Source organism: Paraburkholderia kururiensis JCM 10599 = LMG 19447, from assembly GCF_003986935.1.
Lineage (GTDB): Bacteria > Pseudomonadota > Gammaproteobacteria > Burkholderiales > Burkholderiaceae > Paraburkholderia > Paraburkholderia kururiensis.
In genome coordinates this window covers 55,972-75,672 of the sequence record NZ_RJZE01000010.1, presented here as the reverse complement: position 1 = coordinate 75,672, position 19,701 = coordinate 55,972, and the positions used below count along the sequence as shown (strand labels likewise).

The following is a 19,701-nucleotide window of genomic DNA, read 5'->3' as shown; positions in this document are numbered from 1 at the left end:
ACATCAATCGTACGAATCGACTCGCTGGCCACTCGGGTAGCAGGCGGATAGCGAGTCTCTGCGGCGGCCGTTACCGTCGCGCCGCCGGAGGGAACATTAGCACCGCGACGCGCTGGAAAGTGCGAAGAATTGTTAAACGGAAACCCGGCATGAAGCCGACCATGGCGTGCGCGAGGAGTCGCGACTGAAGCGGCCAACCGGATGACGGAGAAGGCACGATGCCTCCGCGCGGCGCGGTTCGCGGCCATCCAGGCCGCGTAGGCGAGCAGGTATCATGGCGGCTTGCCACTCGCACGGCGTGGCACCGCGCGCCACGGCGGGCGAGCCCGCGCCGTTTCAGACCAACCCGACTACAGGTGAACAAGTTGATCCGTCATATCGTGATGTGGAAGCTCAAGGAAACCGCCGAAGGCGCCACGCGTGAACAGAACGCGCAGACCCTCAAGGCGAAGCTCGAAGCGTGCCGCGGCATCGTGCCGGGCATCGAGCATCTGGAAGTGGGGCTTGCGGCGCCCGGCCTCGAGTCGACCTACGACGTGGTGCTGGTCTCCGATTTCGCCGACAAGGCCGCGCTCGACGCCTATCAGATCCATCCCGTGCACGAGGAAGTGAAGAAGTTCATCTCCGGGGTGCGCGAAGCGCGCCAGTGCGTGGACTACGAAGTGTGAGCCTCGCGATGAGCGACGCACAGCCTCCGGCAGGAGCAAGCCCACAAACGCCGCCCATGATCGAAAGCCCGTTCGTCGATCATCTCGGCGTGCAGGTCGTCCGTGCCGCCGACGGCGCGAGCGAAGTCGTGCTGCCGCTTGCGCCGATGCATCTGAACACGTGGGACGTCGCGCATGGCGGCGTCACCATGACGCTCGCCGACGTCGCGCTCGCCATGGCGGCGCGCAGCCTCGCGCCGGACGGCGTGGGTGTAGTCACCGTCGAAATGAAAGTGAACTTCATGCAGCCGGGCCGCGGCGAATTGCGTGCGTCGGCGCGCGTGCTCCATCGTTCCACCACCATGGCCTACTGCGAAGGCGAGATTCGCGACACGGCCGGCCACTTCGTCGCCAAGGCGCTCGGCACCTTCAAGTACATGCGCCGCCTCGCCGTGGGCCGCGAGATCACGCAGCAGCGGCTGCGCACCGATCCGGCGGCGCGTCCCGGGCCGAGCGACGGCTGAGCGTTTCATTCGCCGCGCGCGCCGCGCGTGAATCGTGGTGCGCCGTTTTTCTGTCTCGCTTCTGTCCCACCACCTGTCCCGCTGGCTCAACCCACTCGAAGAAGAGGTGCCTGTCATGTCCCCGACCAATCGTCAGATCCTGCTGGTCTCACGGCCGCCCATGCCGGGGCCCGCCACGCCGGACAACTTCCGGCTCGTCGAAACGCCGCTGCTGCCGCTGGAAGCGGGCCAGGTGCGCGTGCGTAACCACTATCTGTCGCTCGATCCGTACATGCGCGGCCGCATGAACGACGCGAAGTCGTATGCGCCGCCCCAACCGCTCAACGAAGTGATGCTGGGCGGCACGGTGGGCGAAGTGGTGGAGTCCACGCATCGCGACTTCGCTGTGGGCGACAAGGTGGTCGGCATGTTCGGCTGGCAGGAGTACGGCACCTCCAACGGCGAGGGGCTGCACAAGGTGGACGACACCCACGTGCCGCTGTCGGCGTACCTCGGCGCCGTCGGCATGCCGGGCGTGACCGGCTGGTATGGCCTCAACCGCATCATCGGACCGAAGCCGGGCCAGACCGTGGTGGTGAGCGCGGCGAGCGGCGCGGTGGGCAGCGTGGTCGGGCAACTGGCGAAGCTCGCCGGATGCCGCGCGGTCGGCATCGCGGGCGGCGCGGAAAAATGCCGCTACGTAGTGGAGACGCTCGGCTTCGACGCCTGCGTCGACTACAAGGCCGGCAATCTCTACGCGGACCTCAAGGCCGCGACGCCGCAGGGCGTGGACGGCTACTTCGAGAACGTGGGCGGCGCGGTGCTCGACGCCACGCTTGCGCGCATGAATCCGTCCGGACGCATCGCGCTGTGCGGCATGATCGCCCGCTACGACGGCGCGCCCACGCCGCTCGCCCATCCCGAACTGATGCTCACGCAGCGGCTGCTCGTACAGGGTTTCATCGTGACCGAACATCTCGATTGCTGGCCGGAGGCGCTGCGCGAACTGGGCTCGCTCGTCGCGCAGAAGAAACTGCATTACCGCGAGAGCATCGCCCAAGGGCTCGAACGCGCGCCCGAGGCGTTCATCGGTCTGCTCAAAGGCCAGAACTTCGGCAAGCAGCTGGTAAAGCTCATCTGAACTGTGCGGAGCCTATCTTCGATATGACCGTTCCCTTCGAGTTCGACGGCAAGGTCGCCGTCATCACCGGCGCCGCGAGCGGATTCGGCCGAGCTTTCGCGCAGAAGGCAGCCGCGCTCGGCATGAAGCTCGTGCTCGCCGATGTCGACGGCGACGCGCTCGCCGCGTGTGTGACCGCGCTGCGCGACGAGGGCGCCGAAGCCGTGGGCGTGGCGACCGACGTGTCGCAATCCGCGCAGGTCGAGGCGCTCGCGCAAACGGCGCTCGATACCTTCGGCAAGGTGCATCTGCTTTTCAACAATGCGGGCGTCGGTACGGGCGGCTTCCTCTGGGAGAACACCGAAAACGACTGGACGTGGGTGCTCGGCGTCAACGTGATGGGCGTGGCGCACGGCGTGCGCGTGTTCGCGCCCATCATGCTGCGGCAGAAGGAGCCGGCACACATCGTGAACACGGCGTCGGTAGCCGGGCTGCTGGCGCCGCCCGCCATGGGCGTCTACAACGTGTCGAAGCATGCGGTGGTGGCGTTGACCGAAACGCTCTATCACGATCTGAACATCGTGGGCGGCGAGGTGGGCTGCTCGCTGCTGTGCCCGGCGTTCGTGCCCACCGGCATCGCCGAATCGCATCGCGCGCGGCCCGAGGCGCTGCGCAACACGGAGGCGCCCACGCGCTCCCAGGCCGTTGCGCAAGTGCAGCTTCAGCGTGCGGTGAAATCGGGCAAGCTCTCGGCCGCCGACGTGGCCGAGCTCACCTTCGATGCCGTTCGCGAGCGGCGCTTCTACATCCTCACGCATCCCGCGATTCTGCCCTCCGTGCATCTGCGCCACGAGGACATCGAATTGATGCGCAACCCTACCGATCCGATGTCGTTGAAGCCTGAGACGGGGTACTCGGCGTGACGCCACTGAACCCCAAGATCGCGCTGGTTCTCGACATGGTGGCGCGCGCAAAGCGTCCGCCGTATCACGAACTGACGCCGGCCGAGGCACGCGCCTCTTACGAGCGCAGCGCGCCCATTCTCGAAATTGCGAGCGCCCCGATGTTCTCCGTGGAGGACATCGAGGTGCCCGTGCGCGACGGCGCCGCCATTCGCGCGCGGCTCTACTTTCCCGTCGAGCCGCAATGGGCGGAGCCGCTGCCCGCGCTCGTCTATTACCACGGCGGCGGGTTCACGGTGGGCAGCGTGGATACGCACGATGCACTGTGCCGCATGTTCGCGCACGACGCGCATTGCGCAGTGCTCTCGGTGGACTACCGGCTTGCGCCCGAGCATCGCTTCCCCACTGCGGTGAACGACGCATTCGATGCGCTCGCGTGGCTTCATGCGAACGCAGCCGTCTACGGCATCGACGCGGCGCGCATCGCGGTGGGCGGCGACAGCGCCGGCGGCACGCTTGCCACGGTCTGCGCCGTGCTCGCGCGCGACACGGGCATCCCGCTCGCGCTGCAACTGCTGATCTATCCGGGCGCCTCGGCGCATCAGCAGACGGAGTCGCACGCGCGGCTCTCCGAAGGCTATCTGCTCTCGGGCGACACCATTCAATGGTTCTTCGCCCAGTACGTGCGCGAGCCCGACGATCGCAACGACTGGCGCTTCGCGCCGCTCGACGGCGAGCGCGATGCGCCGTCGTTCGATCGTCTCGCGCCCGCATGGATCGCGATTGCCGGGTACGACCCGCTCAGTGACGAAGGCGAGGCTTACGCCGCCAAACTCCGGGCTGCGGGTAACGTCGTCACGTTGGCCTGCTATCCGGACATGATCCACGAGTTCTTCAAGATGGGCGGCTTCGTGCCCGAGGTCGCACACGCGCATGCCGATGCGGCAGCGGCGCTGCGCGCGGCGTTTGGGGCGGTTTGAGGTGGGCTTGAGGTGGTCTGAGACGGTTTTGGGGCGGTTTGAGTGGTGAGCGGGCGGCGCGGTATTTCACGGCGTGGCCTGCCTCTTGCCGTGACCGCGCTCTGTGTGCGCTGCGACTACCACGCGCCACCACGCGTCGCAACGCGCGCTACGTCCCGCTACAACGCGCGCGTCACGTCGAACGCGTACTCGCGCTCATAGTGGCCGGGCCGGGCGATGCGGTGAGAACCGTTGTCGTCGCTGCGCTCGGTCGCTTCCACGCTGATCGCTTCACCGTGTACGGCCACGCGTAAGGCCGTCGTGCCGCGCGTGCCGTAGTCGGGCGTGTCGATGAACGCCGCCGAAAGCGCGCGCTCGCGTTCGAGCGTGATGCCGGTGGCCGGCAGTTCGTCGTCGCGCGCAAGCTGCGGGTCGCGCATCATCTCGACGAGGCTCGCGAGCGGCGCATGAGGGTCTGCGGCGAGGCGCGTGGCCAGCTCGCTGCGCTTTCGCACGAGCTTGGGCCACGGCGTGTCGAGCACGGCGTTCGAAATGCCGTGCGTGCCGGCTTCGAGCAAGGCGGGCGGGGCGCTCGACCGGTTGCAGTACCAGCCCAGCTCACGCCGCGTCCAGTCGCCCACGATCAGGTTGAAGCCGTTGTAGATTTCGCCGTCGCGCGCCACGCGCCGCAAGTAGTCGAGCGGCGTTGTGCGGGGTTGCGTCAACCACGCCGAGACGAGTGTGCCGCGTGTCGGCGCGTCGGCGCGCATTTCACGCGGCGCGCGGTAGTTCGTGAGCGCGGCGAAGCGGCCGTCGCGCGTCATGCCGAGCCACGTGCCGCCGCCCACGAGATCGCGCCCGGCCAGCAGCGTGGGCGCCTCCGACCACCAGTGCATCGGCTCGGCGGTGCGCCGGAAGAATTCGTCGCGGTTGGCGGCTAGCGTGAAGAGCGCGCCCTCGGTGGCGTCGGGGCGCCAGTCGAACACGATCAGGCACATGGCGTCGCACCGGCCACGCCGTGAAGACTGCCGGCCGTCACCGCGTCAAGCCTCGACCGGCAGCGAATAGGGCAGCGGCTCGAACGCGAGCGCCGGGCCGTCTGCGGCGCCCAGGTGCACGGAGCCGGATTCGAGCGCGGCGAGCTTGATTTCGGCGAGCACGTCGTACACGCCGGCGGGCGCGGCCGCGGCGTTGACCACCATCCCGCACGGCTGGCCGGGATCGTCCGAATGGAACAATTCGGCGCCGGCATGAAGAGCGCCGGCTGCAGCCCCGGCGGCCGCGTCGGCCTCGGCGCCGATTCGCGCGAGCGCCGTGCGCCGCTTGATCGTGCCGCGATACTGGCTGCGCGCCACCACTTCCTGGCCGGGGTAGCAGCCTTTACGGAAATTGACGCCGCCCAGCACGTCGTAATTGATCATCTGCGGCACGAACTGCTCGACGACGGGCTGCGTGATGCGCGCTTCACCCGCGCGAATGTCGAGCCAGTCCCACACCGCGGGCGACACCTGCGCGAGTTCGGAGAGCGTCCCAAGCCGCGCTTCGACCTCGGCCTTCGGCCCGACCCACAGATAACGCAGGCGCCCCGCGGCGTCCGGTACGCGGATGAGCGACCCCGCCGCGCCGTCCACCTTCACGTGCACGCCGTCGGGCAGCGCGTCGAACACGCGCGAAAGCGCACCGCGCACGTCGCCGGCGAGGCCCACCACGGCGATCGCATCGCTTGCGTCCGCGAGCCTGGCCTTGGCGCGCAGGATGAACATCGAGAGGCGCTTTTGCACCGCCGGCTGCACGTCCTTCGACACCAGCAGCCGGATCGTCTCGCCCGTGCGCCAGGTGAGGAACGACGCGAGCAGCCGGCCCTTCGGCGAGCAGTAGCCCGCAAGGCGCGCGTTTGCGGCGTCGAGGTGCTGGATGTCGTTGGTGAGCTGACTGTGCAGGAAGTTGGCGGCGTCGTCGCCCGTGGCGTCGATGGCGCCGAACTGCGTGAGACGCATCCAGGCGCCGCGTTCCAGCACGGCGTCGAAGTCGCCGGCAGCGGGGCGTTCAAGGGGAGCAGCGGCGGTGGTGACGGCCGCCGTGGCCGGAGCGGGAGCGAGCGGTGAGTTCATGGAAACGGGATTGAGTCAATCCTGACTTGAGCGAGGGCAAGCAAGTATTATATGGGGTCCATCTGAGCCCTGTTTCGCATGTCCCTGCTGAAGAAATGTCTCGCCGCCGGCACGGCGCTCGTCGTCCTGGCGGTTGCCGCTCTGGCGGGCGGCGTCTGGTATTGGGCGACGAGCCCCGTCAAGCTTGCCGCTTCCCAACTCGACGTCTCCATCGCTCCGCACAGCACGTTGCGCAGCGTGACCGCGCAGCTCGTGCGCGGCGGCGTACCGGTGCAGCCGGAGCTGTTCGTCGCCATGACGCGCGTGGTGGGCCTGCAAAGCCAGGTCAAGGCGGGCAATTACGAGTTCAAGGCGGGCGTCACGCCGTGGCAGGTGCTGCAAAAGCTCGCGCGCGGCGACGTGAACGAGTTCGCGGCGACCATCATCGAAGGGTGGACGTTCAGGCACATGCGCGCGGAGATCGACGCCAATACCGCGCTCACGCACCAGACGGCCGGCATGAGCGACGCCGAGTTGCTGAAAGCCCTCGGCGCTGCCGATGCGCCGCCCCTCGGCAACGCCGAAGGGCTGTTCTTTCCGGATACGTATCTGTTCGACAAGGGCACGAGCGACCTGGACGTGTACCGCCGCGCCTACCGCCTGATGCAGCAGCGCCTCGCCGAAGCGTGGGCCGGCCGCGCGCCGGGCTTGCCGTTCCGCACGCCGTACGAGGCGCTGACCATGGCATCGATCATCGAGAAGGAGACCGGCAAGCCCGCGGACCGGCCGCTCGTGGCCGCCGTCTTCGCGAACCGGCTGCGCGCGGGCATGCCGCTGCAGACCGACCCCACCGTGATCTACGGAATGGGCGCGAGCTATACGGGGCGAATCCATCGGCGCGACCTGCAGACGGACACTCCCTACAATACCTACACGCGGATGGGGCTGCCGCCGACGCCCATTTCGCTGCCGTCGGTCGCGTCGCTGCAGGCGGCCGTGAATCCGGCACCCAGCGCGGCGCTCTATTTCGTGTCGCGCGGCGACGGCACCAGCATCTTTTCTGACACGCTCGGCGATCACAACAAGGCCGTCGACAAGTACATCCGAGGGCAATAAATGGCGCGCGGCAAATTCATTACGCTCGAGGGCATAGACGGCGCGGGCAAGACCACCCATCTCGCGTGGCTGCGCGAGCGCCTCGAACACAAGGTCGGCCCCACCGGGCACGCCGTGGTGATGACGCGCGAGCCGGGCGGCACGCCGCTTGGCGAAGCGCTGCGCAATATCCTGCTGCACGAATCCATGGACCTCGAAACGGAGGCGCTGCTGATGTTCGCCGCGCGTCGCGAGCACCTCGCCCAGGTGATCGAGCCGGCGCTCGCGCGCGGCGACTGGGTGCTCTCGGACCGCTTCACCGACGCCACCTTCGCCTACCAGGGCGGCGGCCGCGGACTGCCGCGCGACAAGCTCGAAGCGCTGGAGCGCTGGGTGCAGGGCGGCTTCCAGCCGGATCTCACGGTGCTTTTCGACGTGCCGCCGGAAACCGCCAGCGCCCGGCGCGGCGCGGCGCGCGAACCGGACCGTTTCGAAAGCGAGTCCGACGCCTTTTTCACGCGCACGCGGGCCGAGTATCTGCGTCGCGCCGAAGAGGCGCCGTATCGTTTTGCGATTGTCGACTCGACGCAGAGCATCGAAGAGATTCGCCGGCAGTTGGATGAGATCGTGACGGCGCTGTGAGACCGGCAATGCCATGCGTTGCAGGCGCGAAGGCCGGAAATAATCTCATGCATCGCGCGAATAATTTATCGTAATCGATTGATTTAAAATAGAAAAGATGATCTATCCGTGGCAGGCCGACGACTGGAATCGCCTTCAGCAACTCCGTGCGCACTGGCCGCATGCGCTGCTGCTGCATGGGCAGGCCGGCATCGGCAAGCTCGACTTTGCCCGGCATCTCGCCAAGGGGCTGCTCTGCGAGGCGCCTCAGGCCAACGGTGAGCCGTGCGGCGCCTGTGCCGCCTGCAACTGGTTTGAACAGGGCAATCACCCGGACTACCGGATCGTGGTGCCCGAAGCGCTAGCCGCTGAACTGGGCGCCACCGCCGCAGACGAAGGCAAGCCCGAAAAGGACGACGCCGACGACGGCAGCGGCAAGAAGACCCGCACGCTGAGCAAGGAAATCAAGATCGAGCAGGTCCGTGCACTACTGGACTTCAGCGGCATCGGCTCGCACCGGGGCGGCATGCGCGTGGTCGTGCTCTATCCAGCCGAGGCACTCAACGTCGCGGCGGCCAACGCGCTGCTCAAGACGCTCGAGGAGCCGCCGGCGGGCGTCGTGTTCCTGGTGGTGTCGGCGCGTATCGACCGGTTGCTGCCCACCATCGTGAGCCGCTGCCGCCAGTGGCCCATGGGCACGCCCTCGGCGCAAGACGCCACCGCCTGGCTCAAGGCGCAAGGCGCCGATGATGCCGAAGCGCTGCTCGCCGAAGCAGGCGGTGCGCCGCTCGCCGCGCGCGCGCTTGCGCACGACGAAAACCGCACGCTGCGCGACTGGACGCTGGCCCAGCTCGCCGCCGGGGCACGCTGCGACGCGTTCGCCTGCGGCGAGACGCTGCAGAAACTGCCCGTGCCGCTCGTGATCGGCTGGCTCCAGCGCTGGCTCTACGATCTTCTGGCGCAGCGCACGGCGGGCCGGCCGCGTTACTTTCCACAGGCGTCATCGGCGCTCGCGCGTTGCGCCGGCGAGATGAACACGGACGCGTTCGCGCGTTTCCAGAGAACCGTGACGCGTCAGCGCAGGGTAGAGAACCATCCGCTCAACGCGCGTCTGGTATTCGAGGAACTGTTTCTGGGTTATCGGGAGCTGTTCGGCTGACGGCGGGCGCGGTCAAGTCGACATTGCGGCGTCATTGCGCCACCGTCGCGTTGCCCCGTTGCCGTTGCCGGCGCCTTGCCTTCCCGAAATCCTCTGTAAGCCTAGCCGGATACTTGCCATGACCCTTTCGTATCGCGATGCCACGCTCGACGATCTGCCCGCCATTGTCGCCATTTACAACTCCACGGTCGCTTCCCGCCAGGTCACGGCGGATCTGGAGCCGGTCAGCGTAGACAGCCGGGTGCCGTGGTTCCATGCGCACGGGCCTGCCACGCGACCGCTGTGGGTCGTGGAGGAGGCCGGCCGCGTGGTCGCGTGGCTCAGCTTCTCGGACTTCTATGGCCGCCCGGCTTACCGGTATACGTCGGAGGTCAGCATCTATCTGGACGAGGCCGTGCGCGGCAAAGGCCTCGGCCGGCAATTGCTCGCCGCAGCCCTTCAGGCGGCGCCTGCGCTCGGCATTCACTCGGTGCTGGGTTTCATCTTCGGCCACAATGAGCCGAGCCTGCGGCTCTTTCGCGGCTACGGCTTCGAGACCTGGGGCACGCTGCCGCGCGTCGCGGTGCTCGACGGCGTGGAGCGCGATCTCGTGATTCTCGGCAAGCGGGTCGATGCCGAGGGGTGATAGCCGGTCGATCCCGTCGCGCTGATGCCGCGTAACGGTCGCTGAGGCTGGCGCCTCGCGCGTTGCCGGTTACCGGACGCAAACCCGGCCGCAAACGCGGACGCAAGCTATCCGCACGTCCGGCACACTTGCCGGTCAAACCCGCAACCGTCATTCATAACCCACCACAACCGACCCGCGCAGGATTTCCCCATGTTTGTCGACTCGCATTGCCACATCAACTTCGAAGGACTCGGCGACCGCCTGCCGCAGGTACTCGAAAACATGCGCTCGCATGACGTGAGCCACGCGTTGTGCGTTTCCGTCGATCTGGAAACGCTGCCCTCGGTGCTCGACATCGCGGGCACCTACGAGAACGTCTACGCGTCCGTGGGCGTGCATCCCGATCACGAGGACGCGAAGGAGCCCACCGTGGCCGAACTCGTCGAACTGGCGCAGCACCCGAAGGTAGTGGCGATCGGCGAGACCGGGCTCGATTACTATCGCCTCGGCGAGCGCACCATCGCGGACATGGAATGGCAGCGCGAGCGTTTTCGCACCCACATTCGCGCGGCGCACGCCACGGGCAAGCCGCTCATTGTCCACACGCGGGCGTCGTCGGACGACACGCTGCGCATCATGGAAGAGGAGCGCGCCAGCGGGCCCGGCGGCGTGATGCACTGCTTCACCGAGCCTTGGCCCGTGGCCGAACGCGCGCTGGCGCAGAACTTCTACATTTCGCTCTCAGGCATCGTCACGTTCAAGAGCGCCACCGACGTTCAGGACGTGGCGCGGCGCGTGCCGCTCGAGCGCCTCCTGATCGAAACCGATTCGCCGTATCTCGCGCCTGTGCCGTACCGCGGCAAGCCCAATGAACCTGCGTACGTGAGTTATGTCGGAAGGTTCATTGCCCAGCAACGCGACGTCACCGACGCCGTGGTGGCCCAGGCCACCACGCGCAACTTCTTCCGCCTGTTCCGCATTCCTGCTCCACAGGATGTCTGAAGGCACGGCGGGACATGCGGCGAGTGTGCGGGCAATATTTTAGTATTATCAGTAAGATAGACAAATAATTTAAGGTAAAACATGAAATTCGATCTTCGGCCTTCACGCGCTATTGCAGGTTTCCTGGCAGACGGTTCTTCGGTGAACCGTCGGGCTGCATCGTCCCGGCATGCCGGTGTTGCATCGGTATCGGCTTTGCTGCGGCGCGGCGTAGCGTCTCTGGCGCTCGCCGCCGGGTTCGCCGGCACGCTGGTGGCCGCGCCCGCGCAGGCAGCGCCTGCGGACACGATGATCAAGGCCGTGAAGTTCGACGACGTGAAGGAAGTCAACAAGCAACTCGCGAACGGCATGGACCCGAACCTGACCGACGACCAGGGCATCCCGCTCCTCGTGCTGGCGGCGCGCGAGCAGTCCAACAAGGTGGCCGCGGCGCTCGTCGCGAATCCGAAGACGAATATCGAGGCGCAAGACAAGGCAGGCGAGAACGCGATGATGCTCGCGGCGCTGAACGGCGACCTCGACCTCGTGAAGCTCTTGATTGCGAAGGGCGCCGAGGTCAACAAGAAGGGCTGGGCGCCGCTGCATTACGCGGCGGCGAACGGCCACGACGATGTCGTGAAGCTGCTGCTCGACCAGTCGGCCTATGTCGACGCGGGCTCGCCCAACGGCACCACGCCGCTCATGATGGCCGCGCGTGGCAACCACATTTCGACAGTCAAGCTACTGCTCGACAACGGCGCGGATCTCAACGTGAAGAATCAGCTGGGTCTCACGGCGCTCGACTTCGCGAAGCACTACAAGGCGCCGGACGTGGTGGAAGGCTTGACCGCCCGTATCGCCCAGACGCAGCAGCAGGCGCCCGCGGCTGCGTCGGCACCGCAAAACAGTGCAAAATAGCGGATTGATGCGCCGCGCGCGGAAATGAAGGGCCGCCCACGCGGCGCATCGTTGCATTGCTCGCTTTTCTTGCGCGATCGTTGCATCCTCTTTTTCGGCCGGCAGCGGGGCCGGGCGCATCCTGCGCGCGACCGCGCCGGACCACACGTATGCATCAAGGGAGAATCATGCTGCGGGTTCTGATCCGGGCCGGCGCTTGCGCCGGCGCGCTTGTCTTGCCGGTTGCCGCCTTCGCGTTCACGGCGAGCGACCTCAACCGCCTTTGCATGAAAACGGACGTGGCGTCGCGCGCCGCATGCGCTGCCTACATCGAAGGCGCGGCAGACGGCGTGTTCAATACCATCGACGCCATTGGCGGCACCACCGGCCCGCGCGTGGGTCAATACTTCTGCCTGCCGCCGGACGCGCGCTCCGCGCAACTGACGGACGCGGTACGCAAGTACATTGCCGACAATCCGAACGTGGCCGGCTACAACGCGAGCACGGCGGTTTCTCTGGGGCTCGGCAAGGCCTTTCCCTGCAAGACCGGCAACTAGCCGCGAGCCGCCGGGTAACGGGGCGCCCTTGCCGGCCTGGGGCTGTGCCAGCGGTGGACTGCGCGGGCGGGCAGCGTTGCTGAGGGCGGCCATGCGGGCGCGCCGCGGCAGATTGCGGGAGCGGCGTCGCTGGGTGACGTAAGGCTGCTTGCGTGAAAGGTCGCCCGGGAGGCTGCCCCGCAGGCTGCCCCACAGGTTGCCCCACAGGTTGCCTGATAAGTCGCCCGTCTTCCCGCTACCGGGAGAAGGAGGAGAAGGCCGCTCATGATCACGATCGACGATCTCGAACGCATCGCCTCGGCACCGCTGGAAGCGTGGCCGGGAACGTTGCTCTTCACCGCGATCGGGCTTGCGTTCGCTTTCGGCGTCCACTGGGCGGGCGGCCGCGTGCTTATCCGCATCGCGCGGCCTTATCCGATTCTCAGCGTCTTTCTGCGCTACATCGACAAGCCGGCGCTCTTCGTCGTCGCGATTCTCATGCTCGAAATCGTCTGGTGGGAGGCGCCGGACACGCTCCATTTCATTGGCAGCCTGCGCGATCTCGCGGCGTTCGCGCTGATCGGCGGGATGACCTGGCTTTCCGTGCGCTCGGCCGCCGCGATCGGCGAAGCGATCATCGAGGCGCATCCGCTCGATACCGCGGACAACCTGCAGGCGCGGCGCATCCATACCCAGGCGCGGGTGCTGGCGCGCTCGGTGATGGTGGTGATCGTGATCGTCGGCGTAGGCGCGGCGCTCATGACCTTTCCGAACGTGCGGCAGATCGGTGCGAGCCTGCTCGCCTCGGCCGGCGTGGCGGGTCTGGTGGCCGGTATCGCCGCGCGGCCGGTGCTCGGCAACCTGATTGCGGGCTTGCAGATCGCACTGTCCCAACCGCTTCGCCTCGACGACGTGGTGGTCATTCAGGGCGAGTGGGGCCGCATCGAAGAGATCACGGGCACCTACGTTTCGGTACGGCTCTGGGACCAGCGCCGGCTCATCGTGCCGCTTCAGTGGTTTATCGAAAACCCGTTCACGAACTGGACGCGCAGCAGCGCGGAGATTATCGGCACCGTGTATCTCTGGCTGGACTACCGCATGCCGCTCGCACCGCTGCGCGAGGAACTGGCGCGCATCGTCGCCGAAGCGCCCGAGTGGGACCGGCGTGTGCAGGTGTTGCAGGTGACCGACACCAGCGAACGCGCGATGCAGTTGCGTATTCTCGTCAGTTCGCAGGATTCGGGGCTGAACTGGGACCTGCGCTGCCGCGTGCGCGAAGGGCTGCTCGACTTCGTGAACCAGCATTACCCGCAATACTTGCCGCGTGCACGGGCCGAAGTGTCGGCGGAACTGGAGAGCAGCACGCATGGCGCGCACGGCCGCCACGCATCAGGCTCGCGACACCACGCATCGAGCACGGCGGCGCATACCGAGGCGGACCCGGTGGCGGGCCGCAGCGCGCGTGCCGCAGGCCGCGCGGCGCGTCCGTCTGACGGCGACGAACGGGGTGCCGGCGACGTGCCTGCCCCCGTCGACGGCGAGGCGAGAGGCAGCCAGCCGGCCCACGCGCAAGCGCCGGACCGATAGCGCGCGACTGGACGCGGCCACGGTGGCTCGCCCGCCAGATCGGTTCGTCTTGATACGAAACGGCAGCCATCGCGTTCACGGCGACCGCCACGGCCAAGCCGCGCAGGTTCCGGCAACCCGCACGATCACAAGAACGAGGCACCGCAGCGACAGGCGCGATAACCTCACCACCACACGCCACGAGACCGGCGCAACGCGAGCAGACGAACACTCGGCACAACAGGAATCGGGAGAACAGGTTTCATGGGCAGACTGATCGTAGTATCAAACCGTGTGGCCACGCCCACGGAGACGAAAGGGTCCGCGGGCGGCCTCGCCGTCGGCGTATTCGGCGCGCTCAAGGACGCGGGCGGCGTGTGGTTCGGCTGGAGCGGCGACGTGGTGAGCGAGACGGTGGCTAACGCGGGGCCCGTGCTGGAGCAGGAGGGGTCGGTGACCTTTGCTACCGTGGGCCTCACGCGCAAGGACTACGACCAGTACTACCGCGGTTTTTCGAACGCCACGCTGTGGCCGGTTTTCCATTACCGCAACGATCTGGCCCGCTACGAGCGCGACGAATACGCGGGCTACCGGCGCGTCAACGCCTGGCTCGCGCACAAGCTCACCAGGCTGATCGAGCCCGACGACGTCATCTGGGTCCACGACTACCACCTGATTCCGTTTGCCGAGGCCTTGCGCGCCGAAGGCGTGACGAACCTGATCGGCTTCTTCCTGCACATTCCGTTTCCCGCGCCGCAGATCCTGCTCAACATTCCGCCGCACGAAGAACTCGTGAAGTCGTTGTGCTGCTACGACCTGATCGGCTTCCAGACGCGCAACGACCAGGTCGCATTCCACGACTACCTGGTGCGCCATGCACGCGGCGAAGTGACGGACACGGGCGAAAGCGAAGGCGCAGTTGCTTCGGCGTTCGGCCGCACGCTGCACACCGGCGTGTATCGCATCGGCGTGTTCCCCGACGAGATCGCCGAGCAGGCGAAACGCTACGAAAGCCGCCAGCACGTGCTTGACCTCAAGCAGAGCCTGGAGGGCCGCAAGCTCATCATGAGCGTCGACCGGCTCGATTATTCGAAGGGGCTCGTCGAGCGCTTTCGCGCCTTCGAGCAACTGCTGGAGCGCGCGCCCGAATGGCGCGGCAACGTTACGCTCGTGCAGATCGCGCCGCCCACGCGCTCGGATGTCGATACCTATCAGCAGATCCGCCAGGAGCTGGAAGGGGAAGCCGGGCGCATCAACGGCCGCTTTTCCGCGCTCGACTACACGCCCATCCGCTATCTCAACCAGCGCTACGACCGCTGGAAGCTGATGTCGCTGTTCCGCGAATCGCAGATCGGGTTCGTCACGCCGCTGCACGACGGCATGAATCTCGTCGCCAAGGAATACGTGGCGGCGCAGAACCCCGACGATCCCGGCGTACTCGTGCTCTCCATCTTCGCGGGCGCGGCTGCCGAGCTTTCGGGCGCGCTGCTCGTCAATCCGCACGACGCCATCGGCATGAGCGAGGCGCTGCAAGAGGCGCTGGCAATGCCGCTTGCCGAACGCAAGGCGCGCTACGAAACCAACATGACGGCGCTCCGGAAGAACGATCTCGGCGTGTGGCGCGACTCGTTCCTGCGCGACCTGCGCAGCCTGAAGCGCGAGGCTTAAGGGGCATAACGGCATAAGGGCATGGCGACAGCAAGCAAGGCCACGGCATGAACGGCGAGCGCGAACGCGAGGCGATGCTCGGCACGCTCGCCATCGCGGGTTACCGGTCGCTGCGCGAACTGGTGGTGCCGCTCGCGGCGCTCAACGTGGTGACGGGACCGAACGGCAGCGGCAAGTCGAACCTCTATCGGGCGCTGCGCCTGCTCGCGGCGACGGCGCGCGGCGGGTTGATTGCGTCGCTCGCGCGCGAAGGCGGTCTGCCGTCCACGCTCTGGGCTGGCCCCGAGCGCTTCTCGCGCGGCATGCTCGCGGGCGAGGTGCCCGTACAGGGAACGCGCCGCAAGGAGCCCGTGAGCCTGCGGCTCGGCTTTGCGGGCAGTACGTTCGGCTACGCGATCGACCTTGGCTTGCCGCTGCCGGGCGTCTCGCAGTTCCAGCTGGACCCCGTCATCAAGCGCGAGTGCATCTGGAGCGGGCCGGTGCTGCGCCCGTCGGCATTGCTCGTGGACCGGCAGGGCCCGACGCTGCGCACGCGCGACGAGGAGGGCGAGTGGGCGCCCGTGGCGCAGCCCATCGCGAGCTTCGACAGCATGATGACCGAGTTCTCGGACCCGAAGACCGCGCCCGAGATGATCGCGGTGCGCGAGCAGATCCGCTCGTGGCGCTTCCACGACCATTTCCGCACCGACGCGGAGGCGCCTGCGCGCCAGCCGCAGATCGGCACCCATACGCCGGTGCTGGCCGACGACGGCGCGGACCTCGCCGCGGCGTGGCAGACCATCCGCGAGATCGGCAATCCGCGGGCGCTCGACGCCGCCGTGGAAGACGCGTTTCCCGGCTCGAGCGTGGCCGTGGTCAACCACGACGGGCGCTTCGAGGTGACGATGCAGCAGCACGGCCTGCTGCGCGCCCTCAAGGCGGCCGAACTCTCGGACGGCACGCTGCGCTATCTGCTGCTCGTCGCGGCGCTGCTCACGCCGCGCCCGCCTGCGCTACTCGTGCTCAACGAGCCGGAAACCAGCCTGCATCCCGACCTGCTGCCCGCGCTGGCGCGGCTGATTGCCGATGCGTCCACGCGCTCGCAGGTGCTCGTCGTCTCGCATGCGGCGCGGCTCATCGCGGCGCTGGAGCGCGAGGGTGGGAGCCACTCGATCGTGCTCGAAAAAGCGCTGGGCGCCACGCGCATCGTCCAGGCCGACGAACTCGATTTGCCCGCCTGGAAATGGCCTGCACGCTAAGGGCCGCCACACTGAGCGCCGGCACGCTGAGCGCCGCCCGCGACGAGGCCGGGCGCGCCATTTTCTCTTGAAAAGCATACTGTTTCGCGACTGTAACAGCGCTTTTCAATTGAAATACCAGGGGCGCGGGCGCGGCGGCTGAACAATAATCCACCCATCGGCCGTACCCGCCGCGCGGGCAGACGCGTGCGCGCGAGCCAGCGTTCAAGGTTCAGGCCGTTTCATGGAGAGACCAATGAGAATTGCGCAGATCGCACCGTTGACCGAATCGGTGCCGCCGAAGCTCTACGGCGGCACCGAGCGCGTCGTGTCGTACATCACCGAAGCGCTGGTGGAACTCGGTCATGACGTGACGCTCTTTGCCAGCGGCGACTCGATCACGAGCGCGAAGCTCGAACCCGTGTGGCCGCGCGCGCTGCGGCTCGACCCGGGCATTCGCGACCGCGTCGCGCCGCACATGCTGCTCATGGAACTGGTGCGCCGCCAGGCCGACCAGTTCGACGTGCTGCATTTCCACATGGACTACTACTCGTTTTCGGTATTCAAGCGCCAGGAAACGCCGTTCGTGACCACGCTGCACGGGCGGCTCGACCTGCCCGAACAGCAGCCGGTGTTCGATACGTTCAACACGCAGCACGTCGTCTCCATCTCGAATGCGCAGCGCCAGCCGTTGCCGCAGGCGAAGTGGCTCACCACCGTTTATCACGGGTTGCCGGAGCGGCTCTACACGCCGCAGCCGGTGGAGCAGCGCTACCTTGCGTTCCTCGGGCGCATCTCTCCCGAAAAGCGCGTGGATACCGCGATCCGCATCGCGGGCCGCTGCGGCATGAAGCTGCGCATTGCGGCCAAGGTGGATGCCGCGGACCGCGAATACTTCGACCGCGATATCCGGCCGCTGCTCGAACTGCCGCATGTCGAGTACATCGGCGAAATCGACGATTCGCAAAAGGCAAAGTTTCTCTCGGGCGCGCATGCATTGCTGTTTCCGATCGACTGGCCCGAGCCGTTCGGGCTCGTGATGATCGAGGCGATGGCTTGCGGCACGCCGGTGATCGCGTTCAATCGCGGCTCGGTGCCGGAGGTGCTGGACGAAGGCGTGAGCGGCTTCATCGTGGAAGACGAGATCGGCGCGTGTGCCGCCGTGAACCGGCTCAATCGCGTGTCGAGGGCCGGGGTGCGCCGCCGCTTCGAGGAGCGCTTCACGTCGCACCGCATGGCGCAGGAGTACGTGGACGCTTATCAGTCTGTGATTCGCGCGCAAAAGCGCTCGCGCTTCAAGGTGATCGACGCGTCCACGACGTGAAGCGCTTTCACGCTGCGGCGCACGCGAACGAAGCCGTGCCGTCGCGGCCGTGCTGATGTGCTGATGAAACGACACAGGCGCAGCCGAGGCCCGCAGAGCAGGCTCCGGCTGCGCCCGAGACATGGCGGGCCCGACGCCCGCCGACGCCCGTGATACTCAGATGTGAAGGCGCGAAACCTTCGTGCCAGTCAGCGACAGGTCGCCCATCAGGCCGGCGTTGGTCAGCACGATGACCTGCACCGGCGCGGTGGCCGTGTTCGAGTCGATAGCGCCGTTGGCGCCCACCTTCACGAGCGCGACCGAGGCGTCGCCGCCCACCGCCCAGCCGTCCGAACTGCGGAATTTGTCGAGGGAGTCCTGCGTCATGAACAGGAAGACGATGGCCTTCGACTGCGCGCCCGCCTGCAGTCCGAACGAGCCGGTTGCGGTGCTGTAGTAGCCCACGCTGCTGCCGCCCACGCGCAGCGCGCCTTCGCCGTACTGGCCGCCCACGATGAAGCCTGCCTGGATCACCGACGGGAACACGAGCACGCCACGCGCCTTGGCCACGAGTTCGCGCGAGCCCGGCACGGTCTGATACAGGCGCGACAGGGTGCCGTCCACGCTCGCGTCGATGGAGTGGCGCTTGGACGCATTGGTCGACGCCGTATTCGACTCGTTGGGCGTGGTCGTGCAGCCCGCGAGCGCCAGCGCGCCGAGCAGGACCGCGGTGGAAGCCTTCAGAATCAGGTTGCGTTTTTGCATCGTTTTTTCTCCGTTGTGGTTTCCGGAAGCGGCCGCCGACCCTCGGCGGCGGCCGGGAACTGCCTGGCCCGTTATAACACGGGGACCATGACGGCCGCCCTGGACGCGACATCGTGCTACATCGCACCCGTCACGCGTGTGGCTGTGTGCTCGAGGGCGTTTAGCCATGCGCGGCGGGTCTCGCTTGCCGTACGGGGAGGCCCGCGGCAAGCGGAGGGTGACGTCGGCTACTCGAGGTTAGCCACTGTGTCACTGCGCGGCGGGTTCGCATGCCGCGCGTGGCTCAGTCATGGCTGGAGTAGCAAGCGGTGTGCCCCGGTGGCATCAGGGCCCGCGGGCGAATGGACGGCGTGCGGGGGAAGTTGTGACCGACTGGAATGCCAATCGAAAGGAATCGGGTGTGCGACACACACTCAATGGGGAGCCGGCCGCTTGACGGGAGGGCGCTCGACGGGCGGCCGTCTGAGCGCGCGGCGGATGCCCGCGATCAGGAGCCCCACGGCGAAGAGGGTGGCAGCCGGCACGATCCAGTAACCCACGAAGGCGTGCCACAGATAGCTGGCGAGGGTGGCGCGCCGCACGGCGTATTCGTCGCGCGCCTCCTGCTGGCGCGTGGCGTTCGCGGCGAGCACGTCTTGCGGACACCCGGCGCCGGCCGCTTCATCGGGGGTGCCGTGGCAGCGTTGCGGAGCGCCGGCGGCACGCTGGGCATCGGTGAATGTCCAGGACGTCAGCGCCTGTTGCAGGTCCGCCCGGTTGTAAGCCATTTCTTCCTGGATCTCGCGCACAGCCACGATCGCCACGGGCACTGCCCAGAAGACGATCACGATCAGCCAGCGCCGCACCCAGCGGTTTTGTCTCCATGCCATCCCTGCCTCCGTTCAATGCACTGCGGCATCAACGACCGGTCGGCGCCCGATGGCTCATTGTGTTTGCATGTGATGGAAGCGCCGCCTTGGCCGCCATCATAGAAGAAAACGGCCGACGTGGTGTACGGGCGCGCTGCGGCAAGGGGAAGGGGGCTGAACAGAAGGACTGCGCTCGGCCCAGGCGGGCGCCCGGGCC

20 protein-coding genes are annotated in these 19,701 nt (G+C 67.2%); 16 read left to right on the top strand and 4 right to left on the bottom strand.

Annotated features, from left to right (window positions below):
• Window positions 1-365: 365 nt before the first annotated feature.
• The 5 genes from PKKP23_RS13760 (at window position 366) to PKKP23_RS13740 (ending at window position 4,152) form a co-directional block, all read left to right on the top strand.
• Complete coding sequence (locus PKKP23_RS13760; RefSeq protein WP_026121261.1) at window positions 366-668, top strand: Dabb family protein; 303 nt, start codon at window positions 366-368, stop codon at window positions 666-668.
• 8 nt (window positions 669-676) lie between these two features.
• Window positions 677-1,171: a PaaI family thioesterase gene (locus PKKP23_RS13755; protein ID WP_126877307.1), complete on the top strand. Its 495-nt coding sequence runs from the start codon at window positions 677-679 to the stop codon at window positions 1,169-1,171.
• Between the two features lie 115 nt (window positions 1,172-1,286).
• The gene (locus PKKP23_RS13750; RefSeq protein WP_126877306.1) at window positions 1,287-2,291 is read left to right on the top strand and encodes an NADP-dependent oxidoreductase; all 1,005 of its coding nucleotides are present in this window, start codon (window positions 1,287-1,289) and stop codon (window positions 2,289-2,291) included.
• A gap of 23 nt (window positions 2,292-2,314) precedes the next feature.
• On the top strand, window positions 2,315-3,193 hold the full coding sequence (locus PKKP23_RS13745) for an SDR family oxidoreductase (RefSeq protein ID WP_126877305.1): 879 nt from the start codon (window positions 2,315-2,317) through the stop codon (window positions 3,191-3,193).
• 35 nt (window positions 3,194-3,228) lie between these two features.
• Complete coding sequence (locus tag PKKP23_RS13740) at window positions 3,229-4,152, top strand: alpha/beta hydrolase (RefSeq protein ID WP_126877409.1); 924 nt, start codon at window positions 3,229-3,231, stop codon at window positions 4,150-4,152.
• A gap of 158 nt (window positions 4,153-4,310) precedes the next feature.
• Here PKKP23_RS13740 and PKKP23_RS13735 read toward each other — a convergent pair whose 3' ends face one another.
• Both PKKP23_RS13735 and ygfZ read right to left on the bottom strand, forming a co-directional pair.
• Complete coding sequence (locus PKKP23_RS13735) at window positions 4,311-5,129, bottom strand: NRDE family protein (protein ID WP_126877304.1); 819 nt, start codon at window positions 5,127-5,129, stop codon at window positions 4,311-4,313.
• 45 nt (window positions 5,130-5,174) lie between these two features.
• On the bottom strand, window positions 5,175-6,242 hold the full coding sequence (ygfZ, locus tag PKKP23_RS13730) for a CAF17-like 4Fe-4S cluster assembly/insertion protein YgfZ (protein WP_126877303.1): 1,068 nt from the start codon (window positions 6,240-6,242) through the stop codon (window positions 5,175-5,177).
• A 78-nt stretch (window positions 6,243-6,320) separates the two neighbouring features.
• Between ygfZ and mltG the strand changes: the two genes are divergently transcribed.
• The 11 genes from mltG to PKKP23_RS13675 all read left to right on the top strand — a co-directional run bounded on the left by mltG (window position 6,321) and on the right by PKKP23_RS13675 (window position 17,892).
• The gene (gene mltG / locus PKKP23_RS13725) at window positions 6,321-7,337 is read left to right on the top strand and encodes an endolytic transglycosylase MltG (RefSeq protein WP_126877302.1); all 1,017 of its coding nucleotides are present in this window, start codon (window positions 6,321-6,323) and stop codon (window positions 7,335-7,337) included.
• A complete protein-coding gene (gene tmk / locus PKKP23_RS13720; RefSeq protein WP_017773897.1) occupies window positions 7,338-7,958 on the top strand; it encodes a dTMP kinase in 621 nt (206 codons plus the stop codon).
• Between the two features lie 97 nt (window positions 7,959-8,055).
• Window positions 8,056-9,096 (top strand): DNA polymerase III subunit delta', encoded by a 1,041-nt coding sequence (locus PKKP23_RS13715; RefSeq protein ID WP_126877301.1) that lies wholly within the window; start codon window positions 8,056-8,058, stop codon window positions 9,094-9,096.
• Between the two features lie 118 nt (window positions 9,097-9,214).
• Window positions 9,215-9,721: a GNAT family N-acetyltransferase gene (locus tag PKKP23_RS13710; protein WP_126877300.1), complete on the top strand. Its 507-nt coding sequence runs from the start codon at window positions 9,215-9,217 to the stop codon at window positions 9,719-9,721.
• Window positions 9,722-9,913: 192 nt separating this feature from the next.
• Window positions 9,914-10,705, top strand: coding sequence for a TatD family hydrolase (locus PKKP23_RS13705; RefSeq protein WP_126877299.1), 792 nt, complete (start codon window positions 9,914-9,916; stop codon window positions 10,703-10,705).
• A gap of 81 nt (window positions 10,706-10,786) precedes the next feature.
• Window positions 10,787-11,602, top strand: coding sequence for an ankyrin repeat domain-containing protein (locus PKKP23_RS13700; RefSeq protein WP_420873224.1), 816 nt, complete (start codon window positions 10,787-10,789; stop codon window positions 11,600-11,602).
• 167 nt (window positions 11,603-11,769) lie between these two features.
• A complete protein-coding gene (locus PKKP23_RS13695) occupies window positions 11,770-12,138 on the top strand; it encodes a Rap1a/Tai family immunity protein (RefSeq protein WP_017773902.1) in 369 nt (122 codons plus the stop codon).
• Between the two features lie 264 nt (window positions 12,139-12,402).
• Complete coding sequence (locus PKKP23_RS13690; RefSeq protein ID WP_126877298.1) at window positions 12,403-13,704, top strand: mechanosensitive ion channel family protein; 1,302 nt, start codon at window positions 12,403-12,405, stop codon at window positions 13,702-13,704.
• A 243-nt stretch (window positions 13,705-13,947) separates the two neighbouring features.
• Window positions 13,948-15,351, top strand: coding sequence for an alpha,alpha-trehalose-phosphate synthase (UDP-forming) (gene otsA, locus PKKP23_RS13685; protein ID WP_126877297.1), 1,404 nt, complete (start codon window positions 13,948-13,950; stop codon window positions 15,349-15,351).
• A 74-nt stretch (window positions 15,352-15,425) separates the two neighbouring features.
• Window positions 15,426-16,589 carry an AAA family ATPase gene (locus tag PKKP23_RS13680; protein ID WP_126877407.1) on the top strand — a complete coding sequence of 388 codons (1,164 nt, stop codon included), beginning with the start codon at window positions 15,426-15,428 and terminating at the stop codon, window positions 16,587-16,589.
• A gap of 235 nt (window positions 16,590-16,824) precedes the next feature.
• Window positions 16,825-17,892 (top strand): glycosyltransferase family 4 protein, encoded by a 1,068-nt coding sequence (locus PKKP23_RS13675; RefSeq protein ID WP_126877296.1) that lies wholly within the window; start codon window positions 16,825-16,827, stop codon window positions 17,890-17,892.
• Window positions 17,893-18,048: 156 nt separating this feature from the next.
• Here the strand turns inward: PKKP23_RS13675 and PKKP23_RS13670 are convergent, their stop codons facing one another.
• Both PKKP23_RS13670 and PKKP23_RS13665 read right to left on the bottom strand, forming a co-directional pair.
• The gene (locus PKKP23_RS13670; RefSeq protein WP_042298810.1) at window positions 18,049-18,636 is read right to left on the bottom strand and encodes a BPSL1445 family SYLF domain-containing lipoprotein; all 588 of its coding nucleotides are present in this window, start codon (window positions 18,634-18,636) and stop codon (window positions 18,049-18,051) included.
• A gap of 413 nt (window positions 18,637-19,049) precedes the next feature.
• A complete protein-coding gene (locus tag PKKP23_RS13665) occupies window positions 19,050-19,505 on the bottom strand; it encodes a membrane protein (RefSeq protein ID WP_017773908.1) in 456 nt (151 codons plus the stop codon).
• Window positions 19,506-19,701 lie beyond the last annotated feature (196 nt).

What these genes read in the sequence shown, in the direction of transcription:
- PKKP23_RS13665 (WP_017773908.1), bottom strand. Translation starts at nt 19,505, where the DNA reads ATGGCATGGAGACAAAACCGCTGGGTGCGGCGCTGGCTGATCGTGATC.
- PKKP23_RS13705 (WP_126877299.1), top strand. Translation starts at nt 9,914, where the DNA reads ATGTTTGTCGACTCGCATTGCCACATCAACTTCGAAGGACTCGGCGAC.
- tmk (WP_017773897.1), top strand. Translation starts at nt 7,338, where the DNA reads ATGGCGCGCGGCAAATTCATTACGCTCGAGGGCATAGACGGCGCGGGC.
- PKKP23_RS13700 (WP_420873224.1), top strand. Translation starts at nt 10,787, where the DNA reads ATGAAATTCGATCTTCGGCCTTCACGCGCTATTGCAGGTTTCCTGGCA.
- PKKP23_RS13750 (WP_126877306.1), top strand. Translation starts at nt 1,287, where the DNA reads ATGTCCCCGACCAATCGTCAGATCCTGCTGGTCTCACGGCCGCCCATG.
- PKKP23_RS13670 (WP_042298810.1), bottom strand. Translation starts at nt 18,636, where the DNA reads ATGCAAAAACGCAACCTGATTCTGAAGGCTTCCACCGCGGTCCTGCTC.
- PKKP23_RS13715 (WP_126877301.1), top strand. Translation starts at nt 8,056, where the DNA reads ATGATCTATCCGTGGCAGGCCGACGACTGGAATCGCCTTCAGCAACTC.
- PKKP23_RS13745 (WP_126877305.1), top strand. Translation starts at nt 2,315, where the DNA reads ATGACCGTTCCCTTCGAGTTCGACGGCAAGGTCGCCGTCATCACCGGC.
- PKKP23_RS13695 (WP_017773902.1), top strand. Translation starts at nt 11,770, where the DNA reads ATGCTGCGGGTTCTGATCCGGGCCGGCGCTTGCGCCGGCGCGCTTGTC.
- mltG (WP_126877302.1), top strand. Translation starts at nt 6,321, where the DNA reads ATGTCCCTGCTGAAGAAATGTCTCGCCGCCGGCACGGCGCTCGTCGTC.
- PKKP23_RS13675 (WP_126877296.1), top strand. Translation starts at nt 16,825, where the DNA reads ATGAGAATTGCGCAGATCGCACCGTTGACCGAATCGGTGCCGCCGAAG.
- PKKP23_RS13740 (WP_126877409.1), top strand. Translation starts at nt 3,229, where the DNA reads ATGGTGGCGCGCGCAAAGCGTCCGCCGTATCACGAACTGACGCCGGCC.
- PKKP23_RS13690 (WP_126877298.1), top strand. Translation starts at nt 12,403, where the DNA reads ATGATCACGATCGACGATCTCGAACGCATCGCCTCGGCACCGCTGGAA.
- PKKP23_RS13735 (WP_126877304.1), bottom strand. Translation starts at nt 5,129, where the DNA reads ATGTGCCTGATCGTGTTCGACTGGCGCCCCGACGCCACCGAGGGCGCG.
- PKKP23_RS13755 (WP_126877307.1), top strand. Translation starts at nt 677, where the DNA reads ATGAGCGACGCACAGCCTCCGGCAGGAGCAAGCCCACAAACGCCGCCC.
- PKKP23_RS13680 (WP_126877407.1), top strand. Translation starts at nt 15,426, where the DNA reads ATGCTCGGCACGCTCGCCATCGCGGGTTACCGGTCGCTGCGCGAACTG.
- otsA (WP_126877297.1), top strand. Translation starts at nt 13,948, where the DNA reads ATGGGCAGACTGATCGTAGTATCAAACCGTGTGGCCACGCCCACGGAG.
- ygfZ (WP_126877303.1), bottom strand. Translation starts at nt 6,242, where the DNA reads ATGAACTCACCGCTCGCTCCCGCTCCGGCCACGGCGGCCGTCACCACC.
- PKKP23_RS13710 (WP_126877300.1), top strand. Translation starts at nt 9,215, where the DNA reads ATGACCCTTTCGTATCGCGATGCCACGCTCGACGATCTGCCCGCCATT.